The sequence below is a fragment of the Candidatus Equadaptatus faecalis genome (assembly GCA_018065065.1).
Lineage (GTDB): Bacteria > Synergistota > Synergistia > Synergistales > Synergistaceae > Equadaptatus > Equadaptatus faecalis.
The window spans coordinates 1-16,118 of record JAGHTZ010000037.1; the positions used below are offsets into that span (position 1 = coordinate 1).

At 49.7% G+C, this 16,118-nt stretch carries 16 protein-coding genes; 14 read left to right on the forward strand and 2 right to left on the reverse strand.

Going from position 1 to position 16,118, the window contains the following annotated elements:
• From KBS54_02860 to KBS54_02875, 4 genes are all read left to right on the forward strand, one after another.
• The coding region (locus KBS54_02860; GenBank protein ID MBQ0055072.1) for an orotidine 5'-phosphate decarboxylase at positions 1-132 on the forward strand (132 nt) is incomplete at its 5' end.
• 16 nt (positions 133-148) lie between these two features.
• A complete protein-coding gene (locus tag KBS54_02865; GenBank protein ID MBQ0055073.1) occupies positions 149-793 on the forward strand; it encodes an orotate phosphoribosyltransferase in 645 nt (214 codons plus the stop codon).
• A gap of 350 nt (positions 794-1,143) precedes the next feature.
• A complete protein-coding gene (pyrB, locus tag KBS54_02870; GenBank protein MBQ0055074.1) occupies positions 1,144-2,067 on the forward strand; it encodes an aspartate carbamoyltransferase in 924 nt (307 codons plus the stop codon).
• Positions 2,064-2,480: an aspartate carbamoyltransferase regulatory subunit gene (locus tag KBS54_02875; protein MBQ0055075.1), complete on the forward strand. Its 417-nt coding sequence runs from the start codon at positions 2,064-2,066 to the stop codon at positions 2,478-2,480. Before pyrB ends, KBS54_02875 begins: the two co-directional genes overlap by 4 nt.
• Positions 2,481-2,588: 108 nt before the next feature.
• Here the strand turns inward: KBS54_02875 and KBS54_02880 are convergent, their stop codons facing one another.
• Positions 2,589-3,680 (reverse strand): hypothetical protein, encoded by a 1,092-nt coding sequence (locus KBS54_02880; GenBank protein MBQ0055076.1) that lies wholly within the window; start codon positions 3,678-3,680, stop codon positions 2,589-2,591.
• Positions 3,670-3,951 carry a type II toxin-antitoxin system RelB/DinJ family antitoxin gene (locus KBS54_02885; GenBank protein MBQ0055077.1) on the reverse strand — a complete coding sequence of 94 codons (282 nt, stop codon included), beginning with the start codon at positions 3,949-3,951 and terminating at the stop codon, positions 3,670-3,672. Before KBS54_02885 ends, KBS54_02880 begins: the two co-directional genes overlap by 11 nt.
• 322 nt (positions 3,952-4,273) lie before the next feature.
• Between KBS54_02885 and KBS54_02890 the strand changes: the two genes are divergently transcribed.
• The 10 genes from KBS54_02890 (at position 4,274) to KBS54_02935 (ending at position 15,539) form a co-directional block, all read left to right on the forward strand.
• Positions 4,274-4,804 carry a 50S ribosomal protein L10 gene (locus KBS54_02890; GenBank protein MBQ0055078.1) on the forward strand — a complete coding sequence of 177 codons (531 nt, stop codon included), beginning with the start codon at positions 4,274-4,276 and terminating at the stop codon, positions 4,802-4,804.
• Between the two features lie 61 nt (positions 4,805-4,865).
• On the forward strand, positions 4,866-5,240 hold the full coding sequence (rplL, locus tag KBS54_02895; GenBank protein MBQ0055079.1) for a 50S ribosomal protein L7/L12: 375 nt from the start codon (positions 4,866-4,868) through the stop codon (positions 5,238-5,240).
• Positions 5,241-5,721: 481 nt separating this feature from the next.
• A complete protein-coding gene (gene ilvN, locus KBS54_02900) occupies positions 5,722-6,213 on the forward strand; it encodes an acetolactate synthase small subunit (GenBank protein ID MBQ0055080.1) in 492 nt (163 codons plus the stop codon).
• A 9-nt stretch (positions 6,214-6,222) separates the two neighbouring features.
• Entirely contained in the window at positions 6,223-6,723 is a 501-nt protein-coding gene (gene ilvN / locus KBS54_02905; protein ID MBQ0055081.1) for an acetolactate synthase small subunit, read from the forward strand.
• Positions 6,724-6,787: 64 nt separating this feature from the next.
• The gene (ilvC, locus tag KBS54_02910) at positions 6,788-7,801 is read left to right on the forward strand and encodes a ketol-acid reductoisomerase (protein ID MBQ0055082.1); all 1,014 of its coding nucleotides are present in this window, start codon (positions 6,788-6,790) and stop codon (positions 7,799-7,801) included.
• A 153-nt stretch (positions 7,802-7,954) separates the two neighbouring features.
• Positions 7,955-9,637 carry a biosynthetic-type acetolactate synthase large subunit gene (ilvB, locus tag KBS54_02915; GenBank protein MBQ0055083.1) on the forward strand — a complete coding sequence of 561 codons (1,683 nt, stop codon included), beginning with the start codon at positions 7,955-7,957 and terminating at the stop codon, positions 9,635-9,637.
• Positions 9,638-9,712: 75 nt separating this feature from the next.
• Entirely contained in the window at positions 9,713-11,371 is a 1,659-nt protein-coding gene (gene ilvD, locus KBS54_02920; GenBank protein MBQ0055084.1) for a dihydroxy-acid dehydratase, read from the forward strand.
• A gap of 224 nt (positions 11,372-11,595) precedes the next feature.
• On the forward strand, positions 11,596-13,014 hold the full coding sequence (locus tag KBS54_02925; GenBank protein ID MBQ0055085.1) for a hypothetical protein: 1,419 nt from the start codon (positions 11,596-11,598) through the stop codon (positions 13,012-13,014).
• Positions 13,015-15,270 carry an AMP-binding protein gene (locus tag KBS54_02930; protein MBQ0055086.1) on the forward strand — a complete coding sequence of 752 codons (2,256 nt, stop codon included), beginning with the start codon at positions 13,015-13,017 and terminating at the stop codon, positions 15,268-15,270. It abuts the gene before it with no gap.
• A 5-nt stretch (positions 15,271-15,275) separates the two neighbouring features.
• Positions 15,276-15,539: a hypothetical protein gene (locus KBS54_02935; GenBank protein ID MBQ0055087.1), complete on the forward strand. Its 264-nt coding sequence runs from the start codon at positions 15,276-15,278 to the stop codon at positions 15,537-15,539.
• The last annotated feature ends 579 nt before the right edge of the window (positions 15,540-16,118 follow it).

Genomic DNA, 16,118 nt, shown 5'->3' on the forward strand with positions numbered 1-16,118 from the left:
CAAAAACGCGTAATGACGCCGGAACAGGCGAAACTCGCAGGTTCTGATTTCATAGTCGTGGGCAGACCGATAACGGCCGCGCAGAATCCTGTCGCGGCGTATAACCGCTGTATAAAAGAATTTATCGGATAACAGGGAGGATATAAAAATGCAGAAAAAAATAGCAAAAGACCTGCTCTCAATCAAAGCGGTATTTTTCCGTCCGCAGGAACCGTTCACGTGGGCAAGCGGAATTAAAAGCCCCGTGTACTGCGACAACCGTTTGACGCTCACGGCGCCCGGAGTGCGCAGCGACATTGAAAACGGACTTGCACAGCTTGTAAAAGAAAACTATCCTGATGCCGAGGTTCTTATGGGAACCTCAACAGCCGGAATTGCCCATGCGGCAATAACGGGACATCTGCTTAATATGCCTATGGGCTACGTTCGCAGCGGGGCAAAAGACCACGGCAGACAGAATCAGATAGAAGGAAGACTTGAACGCGGGCAGAAAGTTGTTGTTATTGAAGACCTTATCTCAACAGCAGGCAGCGTGCTTGAAGTTGTTGCCGTTCTGCGCGAAGCGGGAGCCGAAGTGCTTGGCATTGCAAGCATTTTCACCTACGGAATGAAAAAGGGACTTGAACGGCTTGCAGCGGCAAACGTGCGTAATGTTTCATTGACCAATTTTGACGTGATTGCCAAAGTTGCGGCAGAGGAAGGCTATATTAAACCCGAAGAAATAAAACAGCTCCTTGCCTTCCGCGACAATCCCTCCGATGAAAGATGGATTAAAGAAGCAATAAATAATTAAGAATGGCAAGCGGTAAGCAAAAAAATCCGTCATTCCGCGCGAAGCAACGCGGAGGCGCGGAAACCAGTGACTTTCGCGACCAACGGGAGCGCTATTAACGACACTGGATTCTGCGCTAAGTCCTTCGGACTTCCGCAGAAAGACGGGAAAAGAAAAACCAAAGCCACTGGATTCTGCGCTAAAGCCTGACGGCTTTCCGCAGAAAGACGGAGATAGAAGCAGTAAGCCTTAAAGGACTTAATTCTTCATTACTCATTGTATTTTATGGTAATTGTACTTTATAGTAATTGTTTTTTTGAGTCATTGGTTCTTTGGGTAATTGATTTTTATTAAAAGGAGGTTTTTTATAAATGCGCAGCATAATTGACGTAGCCGATTTGTCGCTTGACGAGCTTGACGAGCTCATAAAAACAGCCTGCGACATTATCGAAAATCCAAAAAAATACGGCGAAATATGCCGCGGGAAAAAGCTTGCGACGCTTTTCTTCGAACCGTCAACGAGAACGCGTCTCAGCTTTGAAGCGGCAATGTATGAACTCGGGGGAAACGTAATCGGCTTTTCGGCGGCGAACAACTCCTCCGCCGCAAAGGGAGAAAGCGTTGCCGACACCGCAAAAACCGTCAGCTGCTATGCTGACATAATCGCAATGCGCCACCCGAAAGAGGGAGCGGCTCTTGTCGCCGCGAACAACGCCTCCGTTCCCGTAATCAACGCGGGAGACGGGGGGCACTGCCACCCGACGCAGACGCTCGCAGACCTGCTCACGATATACCGCGAAAAAGGCGGCTTCAGCAATCTTACGATAGGACTGTGCGGAGACCTCAAATTCGGGCGCACGGTACACTCGCTCATCAACGCGATGTCGCGCTACGAGGGCAGCAGCTTTGTACTCATATCGCCGGAAGAACTGAAACTGCCGAGCTACGTCAAAAAAGACGTGCTCGCGAAACGCGGCATACCCTACCGGCAGACGACAGACCTTGAAGGTACAATGCCGGAACTTGACATACTTTACATGACGCGCGTTCAGAGAGAACGCTTCTTTAATGAAGAAGACTATCTGCGCCTGAAAGACAGCTACATACTCACGCCGAAAAAACTGGCAAACGCGAAAAAAGACCTCTGCATAATGCACCCGCTGCCGCGCGTCAACGAAATCAGCGTCGCGATAGACAACGACCCTCGCGCCTGCTACTTCAAACAGGTGCTGAACGGAAAATACATGCGCATGGCGCTTATGCTGAAACTGCTTAAGGAGGCGGGAACGCTATGAGAATAGACTCCATACGCAACGGAACGGTAATCGACCACATCACGGCAGGAAGAGGAATGAAGCTTTACGAGCTGCTTGGGCTTGAAGAACTGGACTGCTCCGTGGCGATTATAAAAAACGCGTACAGCGAAAAAAAAGGAAGAAAAGACATAATCAAAATAGACGCCGACATACCGGTAAATCTTGACGCAATCGGCTGCGTTGACCCGACTGCGACCGTGAACGTCATCAGGGACGGAAAACTTGTTGAGAAACGAACGATAGGCACGCCGAAAATCCTCACCAACGTTATCCGCTGCAAAAACCCGCGCTGTATCACAGGCACGGAACAGGAGCTTGACCACGTCTTCTACCTTGCGGACGAAGAAACGAAAACCTACCGCTGCAAATACTGCGAAACAAAAGCAAACTAAACAGACGGATAAAATACAAAACGGCTTAGGATTTTTCTCCCATGCCGTTTTAATTTGTTCAGTTTCTTAAGAATAGCAAATAACGAATAACGACCAAGGAGCAGCGATCTAATAGCACCCCATGCCTTTTGCAAGGTTGACGATAAAGTCCTGAACGTTTGTTACGATACCTTTTGCGGAGAGACTGCCTCTGTCTGCGAGCTTGTTGACCGTAAATTCGGCAATGTCCACGCAGTAGAAGTAAATCTGCCTGATTGTTCCGTCGGGCATTACCCTGAATGACGGTGTCATGTTTCCGGTGGCAATGGTGTGCAGCGTTGTTGCCATGCAGATTACCGTTGTTGCGCTGCGGATTTCGTCACGCATTTTTGCCGCTGCTTCGTACACGTTGCCGAAAACCGGAGGCAGAGGCCCGTCATCGCGTATGGAGCCTGCCAAGACGTAGGGAACGCCGTATTTTTCGCAGCTGTATATTATTCCGTTGTCTATTTTTTCGGCTTCGATAAATTTCTTCACGGAGCCGTGAAATTTTACCCTGTTTATGGTGTCGAGATGGTTGTAATGGCCGTTTGGAACGCTTTCCTGAGTATAGACGTTCTGTCCTAGCGCTGTCTGCAGGTATGCCGCTTCAAGGTCGTGTGTCGCAAGAGCGTTGCCCGACAGCAGAGCGTTGACGTAACCGCCTGCGACAAGCCCCGCAAAGGCGCGCCGCGAGTCTGCGTCAAAGGCAAAGGCAGGCCCTATGACCCATACTGTTTTACCGTGTTTCTTTTCATGCTCCAGCAGTTCGTACAGTTCGTCGTAGTCGCGGGAGAATGCCGTTTCGCGCGAACGGTGGCGGCGGAATGAAAATACTTCGCCGGTTGCTGATTCTTCATTAAAGCCGTTGGGGTGTACGTAGATGCCGTCCTCGCAGTTTTCAGTCCGTCCTGTTGCGACAAGGTCGCCTGCTTTCAGCCAGCGCGGCTCCACAACGGTTATTTCACCGTCCTTGTACACGGGCACGCAGTCCATGCGACTTTCTTTTGCAAGCAGCCAGTTTTCCCCTACGTGAAAATATTCGGGGAAGATGCTCAGGGCGTGAAAATTGTCCGGTGCCGTTGCGTCAAAAGGCGCAGGTTTGAATACTGTCTGCGGAGCGTTTTTAAATTTGTCTTCCGAAAAATCGGGAGCGGTGTATTTCCTGAGTTCAAATGCCATGACAATTCTCCTTAACCTCTATCAGTTCATGTTCCGTCCCGTATCCGGCATCAAGCCTTGCTATTGCTGCCTTGAGAGCAAGCTGATTTGCTTCGCTGTAGAACGGCTCCTCGGCTTTAACGGCAAACGGCAGAGCGCCTGCCAGTACCGTCTGTTTGTAGAATAACTTTATGGCTGCCGCCGGCGTCAGCCCCATGCTTTCAAACAATGTTTCAGCCTGATGTTTCAGCGTTTTGTCAATTTTGTGCCTCAGAATAGCTGCTTCTGCCATAATTATACACTTCCCTTCGTTGACACTATTATAACACAAAAGAGTCATTATGGGGATATTTTAGTATTAAAAATAAATATTATCCGCGGCTATTGCCGTTTTGAATTTTTTCGCAAAAAACACTTGCATTTTTCAGGATTACGTATATAATAATCGGGCTTGGACTCAAGACAGCTGGTGCGCGATGAGCGCTCAATATCCCGCCGAGGTCTGGTAAAAGGCGTATTTATGTATGTTTACGGCTTCCGGACTCACTTGAGCAGCGGAAGCCGGTTTTTATTTTGCCGGCATCCGACACAACAATACAGGAGGTGAAAATCGAATGCCGACACAAGCAAAACGCGAAAACATTGACGAACTCGCTGGACTTCTTAAAAAGACTAACGCAGTCTACATCGTTGAATACCGCGGACTTACGGTTGCACAGAGCACGGCTCTCCGCAAAAGCATCCGTGAAGCAGGCGGCGAAATGAAGGTTTGCAAAAACACCCTCATGCGTATCGCGCTCAAAGAGAACGATATGATAACCGCTCCTGAAATCGACTTTGGCCCCAACGGCTACGTGCTCTCGTACGGAGACGCGTCAGCAGTTGCCAAAGCAATCCGCGATTTCGCAAAAGCGAAGGAAAACGCAGCGTTGATCGTCAAAGGCGGAATTTTCGAAGGCAGAATCATTTCAAAAGCAGAAGTATTTGCAATCGCAGACATCCCGCCGCGCGAAGTTCTTCTCGGAATGGCAGTACGCGCCATGGCTTCCCCGCTTCAGGGGCTGGTCAACGTACTTTCAGGCCCTGCAAGAGGACTTGTTACCGCCCTTGCGGCAGTCAGGGACAAAAAAGAAAACGCAGCATAATGCTCAAAGCCGCATAGCGGCGTAAACAACAAACAAAAATTTAACTTTGGAGGAATTTATTATGACAAAAGAAGAAATCATCAGCGCAATAGAATCAATGTCAGTTCTCGAACTTTCAGATCTCGTTAAAGAACTCGAAGACAAGTTCGGCGTTTCAGCAGCAGCACCGGTAATGGCAGTAGCAGCAGGCGCAGCGGCACCGGCGGCAGCGGCAGAAGAAGAAAAAACAGAATTCAACGTTGAACTCACAGAGTTCGGCGCAAAGAAACTTGACGTCATCAAAGTTGTCCGCGAAATCACGGGACTCGGCCTCAAAGAAGCCAAAGACCTTGTTGACGGCGCACCGAAGATGGTCAAAGAAGGCGTAGCCAAAGAAGAAGCCGAAGAGATGAAAAAGAAACTCGAAGAAGCAGGAGCAAAGGTTACCCTTAAGTAATTTTCCCATTATTGCAGACGAAAACCCCCGAATTCGGGGGGTTTTTGTTTTTTTATGATGTTTTTTCGTTCTTTTTCTCTTAAAAAAATTGTTGTTTTGTCAGTATTTTTAGCATAAAGTTATAATTTGAAAGGTTTTTTGTCAAAATTTTCGTATTTATTAAATATTATAAGTTTTTTACACAAAAAGATTGACATTCCAACGGTTTCAGAGTATTATTTGCCCGTTGTAAAGAAGTACAGCGCCGGAAAGAAAGGAGACCCGTTATGACAGGAAGATTCAGCAGCGTTCTCGTTATAGTCGTTGTCATTATTTTGGCGGGTCTGCTTGGATGATCGGCGTTTTATTTTTTCGCTTTAATCCAGGCCGGCCCAAACAGAGGGGTCGGCTTGATTTTTATCCGTAAAACAGGGAAGCTTCGCGCAGTCTGATTTACACGGAATTTACAGCGGCGCGGAATGCTTGCAGAGGAGTGATTGCTATGTCGAGTACCTTCAGTATTTTGTCGCAGGATCAGCCCGGAGTTCTGATGCGTATTGCGGCTCTTATTTACCGCCGTGCGTACAATATTGTCAGTTTGTCTGTCTCTCCCACGGAGGAAGACGGAGTTTCGCGTTTTACAGTTGTTGTTGACGGTGAACCGAGGATATGCGAGCAGGTTCGCAAACAGCTGGAAAAACTTACGGAGGTTATTTCGGTAACCGATTTGACACGCGACGGCAATGCGGTTGAGCGCTATCTGAAGCTTATTAAAGTTAAAGCGCCGCAGAGCTCAAGATCGGATATTTTCCAGACGGCGGAGATTTTCCGCTGCCGCGTCGTTGATCTTGGTTCTTCCACCCTGACGCTTGAAGTTACGGGAGCGAAATCAAAGGTTGAAGCGTGTATAAAGGCGTTACAGCCGTTCGGCATAGTCGAAACTGCCGGAAGCGGGCAGGTGTCCGTTGCCAGAAGCGGCTTTGACGAGGAATAGGAGGAAATTATGTCCAATACGTTCTGTATTTATTCAGAAGACCAGCCCGGTGTACTCAGCAGGGTTGCCGCGCTTATTTACCGCAGAGGGTATAATATTATCAGCATTGCTGCGGGTCCTACGGAGGTTAAGGGCGTCTCGCGCTATACGCTGGTTTTTGACGGCGAGGAATCAACCTACGACCAGGTGCAGAAACAGTTGCAGAAACTGGCAGAGGTTATTTCCGTACGCAATCTTACGCGCGAAGGCAACACGGTAGAGCGCTATCTGAAGCTTATTAAGGTTAAAGCGCCTGTTTCAAAGCGTCCGAGCATTTTCCAGACGGCGGAAGTTTTCCGCTGCCGCGTTGTCGATATAGGCGCAGATACAATTTCTTTTGAAGTAACAGGTTCGGAATCAAAGGTTGAAGCCTGTCTTGCAGCCCTGGAACCTTACGGCATAGTTGAGACTGCCGGAAGCGGGCAGGTATCGCTTGCAAGAAGCGGACTGAAAAGCAATAAAGACAAATAACGTGTGATTTCACACCAAAAATAAGCATTTTTTAATGCATTTCAAAACAAAGGAGTGTTGTACAATGGCAGCAAAAGCATATTACGACCGCGATGCAGACCTTAATTTCCTTAACGGAAAGACCATAGCCGTCCTCGGCTACGGAAGCCAGGGTCACGCGCACGCACAGAACCTTCGCGACAGCGGGGCAAAGGTTATTATCGGACTTCGTCCGACAAGCAAATCGGTAGAAACCGCGAAAAACGACGGGTTTGAAGTCTACACGGTTGCGGAAGCATCAAAGCTTGCGGACGCAATCATGTTCCTTATCCCTGACCATCTCCAGGCTGCGGCCTACAAAGCAGAGGTGGCGCCGAACATGAAAGAAGACGCAATTCTTATGTTCGCGCACGGCTTTGCAATTCATTTCGGACAGATTCAGCCCGGCGCCAAACATGACGTTGTTATGGTTGCGCCGAAGGGCCCCGGACATATTGTCCGCCGCACCTATACGGAAGGACAGGGCGTTCCCTGCCTTATCGCAGTTCAGCAGGACGCTTCCGGACACGCCAAGGATTTCGCCCTCGCCTATGCTTCAGGTATCGGCGGAGGCCGCGCAGGCGTTATTGAAACAACGTTCCGCGAAGAGACGGAAACAGACCTTTTCGGCGAACAGGCAGTGCTTTGCGGCGGTGTCTGCGAGCTTATGAAACAGGGCTTTAACACGCTTGTAGAAGCCGGTTATCAGCCGGAAATGGCATATTTTGAATGCATGCACGAAATGAAGCTTATCGTTGACATGATCAACGAGGGCGGCATGAGCTGGATGCGCTATTCCATCTCGGATACGGCAAAATACGGCGATATGATTACAGGACCAAAGGTTATCAACGAACAGTCGCGCAAGGCTATGAAAGAAGTTCTGAGAGACATTCAGGACGGAACCTTTGCACGCGACTGGCTGCTTGAAAACCAGTCAGGCAGACCGCGCATGAAGGTCTGGACAAAAGCAATCCGCAAGGAACTTCACGAAAAAGTCGGACAGCAGCTCCGCTCAATGATGCCCTGGATGGCAAAAAAAGAAGCACCGGAATATTAATTTAATTTTACTTTTTATTTTGCGGAAGCCGGAAACGGCTTCCGCAAAACTCAGAATTTCGCGGCTCGGAATTTGCATAAGACATTGAAAATTAAACTGTATTATAGTTTTTAACATAAATTTTTTAAAATATAACTTCAGGGAGTGTGCAAAATGGGTGAAAAACTGACCGGAGCGCAGATACTTGTAAAATCGCTTGAAGCCGAAAAGGTAACCACAATTTTCGGGCTGCCGGGCGGACAGGTTATACCGCTTTACAACGCGCTTTACGACGCAAAATTCAACAATATTCTTGTACGCCACGAGCAGGCGGCCGCGCATGCCGCGGACGGTTATTCGCGCGCAAGCGAAAGAGTCGGCGTCTGTATAGCGACTTCAGGTCCCGGCGCTACAAATCTTGTTACCGGCATTGCAACTGCCTACATGGATTCGGTGCCTCTGGTTGCAATTACCGGTCAGGTGCCTGTCACCGTTCTCGGCACCGACGCTTTTCAGGAAGCGGACATTATAGGCGGGACAATGTCCTTTATCAAGCACAGTCTGCAGATACACAATCCGAACGATATTCCGGCAATGATAAAGAAAGCTTTTTACATTGCTTCTACCGGCCGCCCAGGTCCTGTGCTTGTTGATTTGCCCTCCAACGTTCAGACGGCTGAGGGCGAATTCGTGTGGCCGAAAAAACTTTCGCTTCCAGGCTACCACCCTGACGAGCTGAATAATCTGGACAAGCTTGATGAAGCGGTTTCCGCCCTTGAAAAAGCGAAACGCCCCGTTATTTACGCAGGCGGCGGCGTTCTTCGTTCGCATGCTTCAAAACAGCTTTCGGCAATAGCCAAACAGCTCAACGCGCCAGTGGTAACGACGCTTATGGGCAAGGGTGCTCTTCCCGAATCACATCCGCACGTTCTCGGCATGGCAGGAATGCACGGCACTCCTGTATCAAACCGTGCTCTTCAGGCAGCGGACGTAATCCTTGCAATAGGCACGCGTCTCAGCGACAGAACGACAGGCAGTTCCGAAACCTTTGCTCCCAAGGCAAAAATTATTCATATTGACAGAGACCCGGCGGAAGTTGACAAACGCATTGTTACCGACATTTGGCTTATCGGTGACGCCGGAAAAATTCTCGGCACGCTTTCAAAAGCTCTTGCACCAAAAATCCCTGAAAGGAAAGAATGGTATGCTTTCCTTGACAAAATTAAAAAGAAAGAACCTATGCCGCAGCAGGCTTTCCCCGGTGCGATAACGCCGTGGCAGGTGCTTGAAACGCTTAACGAAATTACAAAAGGCGATATTACGCTCACGACCGAAGTCGGACAGCACCAGATGTGGGCGGCGCAGTATTTCCGCGTGGAAGAACCCAACCATTTCATAACCTCGGGCGGACTCGGAGCCATGGGCTTTGGTTTCCCTGCGGCAATGGGCGCTCATTTTGCCAGACCTGACAGGCCTGTGGTCTGCATAGCGGGTGACGGAAGTTTTATGATGAACATACAGGAACTGGACACCTGCGCACGCTACAATATCCCCGTAAAGGTATTTGTCCTCAACAACTCGTGTCTCGGTATGGTCCGCCAGTGGCAGGAACTGTTCTACGATAACCGCTATTCCTCAACGCTTTATCCGCAGGATCCTGACTTTGTCAAAATTGCGGAAGGCATGGGCGCGAGCGGCTTGCGCGTTGAAAAACCGGCGCAGGTTAAGGGCGCGATTGAGAAAGCGCTGAAAATTGACGGCCCTGTGGTTGTTGATTTCAAAATTCCTCAGGAAGCATGCGTATTCCCGATGGTTCCTTCAGGCGGCTGCATCAGCGATATGATATTCTCAAAATAGCAGCTGTTCTTTTTACCGAAGCAGTACCCGGCAAAATCCGCGATATAAATTACTGACAGAAAGAGGCGTATAAAAATGATCAGCGATCAGGCAAAAAAAGGTTTTCAGAGAGCACCGCACCGTTCGCTTTTAAAAGCTGCAGGTTACACGGACTGGGAGGTTGACCGCCCGTGGATAGGCATAGCTAATGCCTACAATGCGATAATTCCCGGACACGTACATCTCCGCCAGCTTACCGAAGCGGTAAAAGCAGGCATTTACGCAGCAGGAGGACTTCCGATAGAATTCCCTGTAATAGGCGTCTGCGACGGTATCGCAATGAATCATGAGGGAATGAAATTCTCGCTGCCCAGTCGCGAGCTCATAATGGATTCAATCGAAGTTATGGCGAAAGCTCACGCCTTTGACGGACTTGTACTTATACCGAACTGCGACAAAATAGTTCCGGGTATGGCTATGGCGGCGGCCAAGCTTAACATTCCGTCCGTCGTAGTTTCCGGAGGTCCTATGATGACGGGAAAACTGCGCGGGAAAACGCTCGACCTCAACAGTGTATTTGAAGCGGTGGGAAGCTGCTCGGCAGGCAAAATCAGCGAGGACGAGCTCCGCGCCGTCGAAGCAAACGCCTGCCCGGGCTGCGGAAGCTGCTCCGGAATGTTCACCGCCAATACAATGAACTGCATGCTGGAAGTTCTCGGACTTGCGCTCCCCGGCAACGGAACAATTCCTGCCGTTCATGCAGGCCGTATCCGCCTTGCGAAAGACGCAGGCAGGGCGGTAATGAAAATGATTGAGAAAAATATCCGTCCGCGCGACATACTTACAGAGCAGGCGTTTGAAAACGCCGTTGCCGTTGACCTCGCGCTCGGCGGTTCTACGAACACAACGCTTCATCTCCCTGCAATCGCGTGGGCGGCGGGACAGAAAATTACGCTTGACCTTTTCAACACTCTCGGCGAAAAGGTTCCTCACGTCTGCTCAATGAGCCCGGGCGGTGCTTCGCATCTTGAAGACCTGTGGCAGGCGGGCGGTGTTCAGGCGCTTATGAAACAGCTGCTTGACGCAGGGCTTATCCACGGGGAACCGATTACGGTCACGGGAGAAACCGTTGCCGAAAACGTTAAAGACTGCAAGGTTGCCGACACGGAAACAATACGCCCGCTGGACAATCCGTATCATGCAAAAGGCGGACTTGCCTTTATGAAAGGCACGCTAGCGCCTCTCGGAGCCATTGTCAAACAGGCAGCCGTTGCGCCTGAAATGCTGGTGCACGAAGGGCCTGCACGCGTGTTTGAATGTGAGGAAGACGCAAGCCGCGCAATTCTTGCCAACGAAATTAAAGACGGAGACGTTGTTGTAATCCGCAACGAAGGGCCTAAAGGAGGTCCCGGAATGCGTGAAATGCTTACGCCGACCTCTGCGATAATGGGACAGGGCAAAGGCGGAACAGTCGCGCTTATCACGGACGGACGTTTCTCAGGCGCGACGCGCGGCGCTTCCATAGGCCACGTATCGCCTGAAGCCTGCGCCGGAGGCCCGATCGGGCTTGTCGAGGAAGGAGACATTATCTTCATTGATATTCCCAACAAGCGGCTTGACCTTAAAGTAAGCGAAGAAGAGCTGGCTAAACGCAGGGAAAAATTTGTACCTAAAGTACAGGAAACGAACAGTGTGTTCCTCAACCGATACCGCGCACACGCGACAAGCGGCGTTGAAGGCGCGGTGCTGAAATAATTTACCGGCTGCCCGCGGAGTGGTTTTGGTTTAAGCGGAGTACGGCGGGCTGAAACAAAGAACTGCAATACATCAAAGCCTTGGGGGATTCCCGAAGGCTTTGGCTGTCATACAAATATAAAATGGTTGAAAAATCAGCCGAAATATTTTAAAATCGGCTGACGGAAGCCGGCGGTTTTTATCACCGGAAGCCGGTATTTACAATATGAAACGGACGGATAAAAATGAGAAAAATTAAGCTGAACGACATAACCCTCAGGGATTACGTTGCAAATCACGGCAATACGCTGAGTTTTAAAGAGGTTGTAGAGATTGCGAAGACGCTTGACAAGCTTCGTATTGATACAATTGGATTGCCTACAATAGAAAACGTAAAAGTCGGTTCCCTGCTTATTCACACCATTACCGCCGCCGTTTCATACAGTACGGTTTCAATGCCCACAGGGACAACGGACGAATCTCTGAAACTGGCATGGGATGCCGTATGCGGGGCAAAACATCCGAGGCTCTACCTTGAACTGCCTGTCTCCACTGTCCAGATGGAATTTATGAGCCACAAACGCCCCGACAAGCTGCTTGAAATTATCACCGACATAATCGGCAAAGCCAGAAAACTTTGCGATGACGTGGAATTTTCTGCGCTTGACGCTACGCGCGCCGATTTTGATTTCATTGTTTCAGCGGTAAAAAAAGCAATAGAAGCCGGCGCAAACACCGTTACAATCTGCGACACTGCCGGAAATATGTTCCCGCAGGAATTCAAGGCATTCATTGAAAAGCTGTATGAAGCAGTTCCGGAGCTTAAAAACGTGTGCCTTGCCGTACGCTGTGCGGACACGCTTTCCATGGCGGCGGCAAACGTTTTTGCCGCGTTCGAGTGCGGGGCGGAAGAGGCATGCGTCCTTGCAAGCGCAGGTCCTTCTCCGTCGGCTGAAGAAGTCGTGAAAATTCTTACTGTGCGCAGCGAACGCTGCGGACTTTCAAGCGGCGTAAAAACGACCGAGCTGAACCGCGGAATGCAGCAGATAGCATGGATAGCGCGTTCCAAAAAAACAAAAGAGGAAACAATGTTCAATATAGGAAACGCGGCAGGGCAGGGAGAAATTCTGCTGCACGCCGGAGACGACCTTCCTACGGTTGCCAAAGCCGTTAAAAAACTCGGTTACGAACTCTCTGACGAAGACATAGCAAAGGTATTTGAAAGTTTTAACGCGGCGGCTTCAAAAAAATCTGTCGGCACCAAAGAACTTGAGGCAATCATTGCCTCATCGGCAATGCAGGTGCCCCCTGTCTACAAGCTTAAAAATTACGTTGTCAACTGCGGAAACTGCATAAGCGCGTCTGCCGTGGTTCACATGCTCAGGGACGGCAAAGAATTGCAGGGAATGGCAGTCGGGGACGGCCCTATAGATGCCGCAATTCTTGCCATAGAGCAGATAACGGGACACCACTACGAAGTGGACGATTTCCAAATTCAGGCAGTCACCGAAGGGCGAGAAGCCTTCGGTTCAACGCTGATAAAGCTGCGTTATGAAGGCAGGCTTTATTCGGGAACGGGCATTTCTACGGACATTCTCGGCGCCTCTCTCGGTTCCTACATGAACGCGCTGAACAAGATTGCCTTTGAGGAGGCGCACAACTAAATGAAGCTCTCTTTCTCCACCTGCGGCTGGTCATCAAAAAACTGGGCGGAGCTCTGTCTGCTTGCGGCAGAAACGGGCTTTGACGGCATTGAAATTCATGAGCAGTGGCAGCCGGTTTATTCCGGAAGCAAATTGCTGGAACCTGCCGTAACAAACGCCGCTTACAGGGAGCTGCTTGAGAAAAAGCTGACGATACCCTGTCTTGACCTGCACTGCGACATCGCGGACGCGTCAAAGAAAAAAGAAACGCTGAAAACAGTCTCGGACGCGCTTACTGCCGCCAAAAAGCTTCACGTGCCCAACCTGCGCCTTGCCGCTTACAGCTGCGGAGAAAATACGGATACAGCCGTATCGGAAATTATTGCGGAACTGCTGCCGGAAGCAAAACAGACAGGCGTTACCCTGCTTGTTGAAACAATAGGCGCGTACGCTGATACCGTGCGGCTTTGCGCTCTGCTGGACTCCTTTGCGGACGACAGGCTTGGCGCGGTATGGGATATTAACCACACGTGCCGCGATGCCGGCGAGCGTCCCGCGGACACGGTGAAACGCCTCGGCGCTTACATTAAACACGTTCATCTGAAGGATTCCTCCGCGGCTGAAAACGGAGAAATTATATACAATCTGATAGGCGAGGGCACGCTCCCGATAGGAGACGTTATGCGCGCTCTCTACTCCATAAACTATGACGGCTTTATCTCGCTGGAATGGAAACCGTTCTGGGACGAAACGGAGCTTGAGCTTGAGCTTGTCGCGCTGCATTTTATAAACCATATTAAAAAATACGGCGACACGGCGCGGCAGACAAAAAAACTGCGTCTTTACGAAAACAAAACAGGCACGGGCAAATTCCCCTGGCAGAAAGACAAGCTTATAGACTGTACCTTCGGCAGGGTACTCGACAAAATGGTTGAAGAATTCCCCGACCAGTACGCATTCAAATACACAACGCTTGATTACACGCGCACCTACGGAGAATTCCGCGAAGACGTGGACGAATTTGCGCGTGTGCTTGTTTCGCTCGGAGTAAAGCCCGGCAGCCACGTTGCAGTCTGGGCGACAAATCTTCCGCAATGGTACATCACCTTCTGGGCTGCCGTAAAAATCGGCGCCGTCCTCGTTTCCGTCAACACGGCGTACAAAATAGCGGAAGCGGAATATCTTTTCCGCCAGTCGGACACGCACACGCTTGTCATGATTGAAGGCTATAAGGATTCAAACTACAAAGAAATTATGCAGGAGCTTTGTCCGGAGCTTGCAGCAGCAAAACCCGGCGAACCTCTTGCCGCGAAACGGCTTCCGTTCCTGCGCAACATAATCACCGTCGGTTTCCGCATGAACGGTGCGCTGACCTGGGAAGATGCGCTTGAACGCGCGGAACTTGTGCCGCAGGAAGAAATACAGCGCATGGCAAACGCGGTCAACGTACACGACGTCTGCAACATGCAGTACACGTCGGGAACCACGGGTTTCCCCAAGGGAGTTATGCTTACCCACTACAACGTAGTCAACAACGGCAAATGCATAGGCGACAGAATGGACCTCTCCACGGCAGACCGCATGATGATACAGGTTCCCATGTTCCACTGCTTCGGAATGGTGCTGGCGATGACTGCTTCCATGACGCACGGCGCGACACTTTCGCCGCTGCCCTACTTCTCCACACGCGCGTCGCTTGCCTGCATAAATCAGGAAAAAATCACCTGCTTCCACGGCGTTCCGACAATGTTTATCGCAATGCTGGAGCACCCTGATTTTGAAAAAACCGACTTCAGCTTCATACGCACCGGAATTATGGCGGGAAGCCCCTGCCCGATTTCAAAAATGCGCGACGTTGTGGACAAAATGAACATGAAAGAAATTACGATAGTCTACGGCGAAACGGAAGCGTCTCCCGGCTGCACCATGTCGGCGGCAGACGACCCTCTTGAAATTCGTGTAGCCACGGTCGGCAAACCGCTTCCCGAAATAGAATGCCGCATAATAAATCCCGAAACGGGAGAAACGCTTCCCGACGGCGAAACGGGAGAATTTGTCGCGCGTGGCTACAACATAATGAAAGGCTACTACAAAATGCCGGAAGCAACGGCGGAAGCCGTTGACGAAGAAGGCTGGCTGCACACGGGCGACCTTGCCTGCCGCACGCCGGAGGGCAACTACCGTATTACGGGCAGACTGAAAGATATGATTATCCGCGGCGGAGAAAATATTTATCCGAAAGAAATCGAAGAATTTCTCTACACGCACCAAAAGTAAAAGACGTGCAGGTCATCGGCGTTCCTGACGAAGGGCTTGGCGAAGAAATCATGGCGTGCATAATCCTTAAAGAAGGCGCGGAAGCAACTGAAGAAGAAATCAAAAAATACGTTGCGGCGCACATGGCAAAACACAAAGTTCCGCGCTACGTCAGCTTCATGACAGAATTTCCGATGAACGTCGCCGGAAAAATACTGAAATACCAAATGCGAAAAGACGCTGTTGAAAAGCTCGGACTTGAAAAAGCAGCCGGAATAAAAACAGCGTAATAAAAGGCAGGGATAAATTACAATCAAACGGCTTGGGAATTCCCAAGCCGTTTTTCGTTTTCCCAAAATTGCTTTCGGGTATGTTAAACACAGCCCCTAATAATAAATTACCAATGACGAATTGCCAATCAAGGAACGTAAGAAAGGAACAGCAAAAACAATAGTCAATAAAAATCAATAGTCTTATACACAAAAACGGCACGAGAAAACAAAGAAGCAATTACGATAAAAACCAATTACCCAAAGAACCAATTACAAAGAGAAGCAATTACGATAAAATACAATTACAAAAAGAGACAATTACATAAAAAAACAATTACCCAAGAAACAATTCTATCTAATCTTGTCTTTCTGCGGAAAGCTATCAGGCTTTAGCGCAGAATCCAGCCTGTGCCCGGTATGGGTACGGCTCTATTTCAGTATTTGCAACAAAAACGGCTTGAAAATTCCCAAGCCGTTTTTATTTTTCCAAAAATTGCTTTTGGGTACGTTAAACATAAGCTTTAAGCCGTTAGCAATAAGCCGATAGCTATAAGCCTTTTTTGCCACACGCCTTTTGCCTTTGCTTTTGATTTCGCA

Coding starts and splice junctions, on each gene's coding strand:
- KBS54_02865 (MBQ0055073.1), top strand. CDS start 149: ATGCAGAAAAAAATAGCAAAAGACCTGCTCTCAATCAAAGCGGTATTT.
- pyrB (MBQ0055074.1), top strand. CDS start 1,144: ATGCGCAGCATAATTGACGTAGCCGATTTGTCGCTTGACGAGCTTGAC.
- KBS54_02875 (MBQ0055075.1), top strand. CDS start 2,064: ATGAGAATAGACTCCATACGCAACGGAACGGTAATCGACCACATCACG.
- KBS54_02880 (MBQ0055076.1), bottom strand. CDS start 3,680: ATGGCATTTGAACTCAGGAAATACACCGCTCCCGATTTTTCGGAAGAC.
- KBS54_02885 (MBQ0055077.1), bottom strand. CDS start 3,951: ATGGCAGAAGCAGCTATTCTGAGGCACAAAATTGACAAAACGCTGAAA.
- KBS54_02890 (MBQ0055078.1), top strand. CDS start 4,274: ATGCCGACACAAGCAAAACGCGAAAACATTGACGAACTCGCTGGACTT.
- rplL (MBQ0055079.1), top strand. CDS start 4,866: ATGACAAAAGAAGAAATCATCAGCGCAATAGAATCAATGTCAGTTCTC.
- ilvN (MBQ0055080.1), top strand. CDS start 5,722: ATGTCGAGTACCTTCAGTATTTTGTCGCAGGATCAGCCCGGAGTTCTG.
- ilvN (MBQ0055081.1), top strand. CDS start 6,223: ATGTCCAATACGTTCTGTATTTATTCAGAAGACCAGCCCGGTGTACTC.
- ilvC (MBQ0055082.1), top strand. CDS start 6,788: ATGGCAGCAAAAGCATATTACGACCGCGATGCAGACCTTAATTTCCTT.
- ilvB (MBQ0055083.1), top strand. CDS start 7,955: ATGGGTGAAAAACTGACCGGAGCGCAGATACTTGTAAAATCGCTTGAA.
- ilvD (MBQ0055084.1), top strand. CDS start 9,713: ATGATCAGCGATCAGGCAAAAAAAGGTTTTCAGAGAGCACCGCACCGT.
- KBS54_02925 (MBQ0055085.1), top strand. CDS start 11,596: ATGAGAAAAATTAAGCTGAACGACATAACCCTCAGGGATTACGTTGCA.
- KBS54_02930 (MBQ0055086.1), top strand. CDS start 13,015: ATGAAGCTCTCTTTCTCCACCTGCGGCTGGTCATCAAAAAACTGGGCG.